The organism is Paraburkholderia sp. SIMBA_054 (assembly GCF_046534875.1).
Classification (GTDB): domain Bacteria; phylum Pseudomonadota; class Gammaproteobacteria; order Burkholderiales; family Burkholderiaceae; genus Paraburkholderia; species Paraburkholderia hospita.
This window is the reverse complement of the sequence record NZ_JAWRXV010001027.1, coordinates 1-262: the sequence shown is the minus strand read 5'-3', so window position 1 is coordinate 262 and position 262 is coordinate 1. Positions and strand designations below refer to the sequence as shown.

Below are 262 nucleotides of genomic sequence, written 5' to 3'. Positions count from 1 at the left end.
CCACCGAGCAGCCCGAACAGCGCTCCGAGGTGCTCGGTCCGTACCTGAACATCGGCCTGGATGCCGACGGCCAGCCGACCAAGGCGCTGCAGGGTTTCGCCGCCAAGGCGGGGGTCGAATGGGACGCGCTGGAGCGCACCACCGACGGCAAGGGCGAGCGTTTCGTCCACCGCGCGGTGAAGCCGGGCGCGCGCACCGCCGAGCTGCTGCCGGAGATCCTCGCCGAGGCGATCGCCGCGATGCCGATCCCCAAGCCGATGCG

The 262-nt window shown here is 72.1% G+C and carries 1 protein-coding gene; it reads left to right on the top strand.

Annotation, left to right across the window (positions count from 1 at the left end):
• The coding region (locus SB822_RS58260) for a glycine--tRNA ligase subunit beta (protein ID WP_410859266.1) at positions 1 to 262 on the top strand (262 nt) is incomplete at both ends.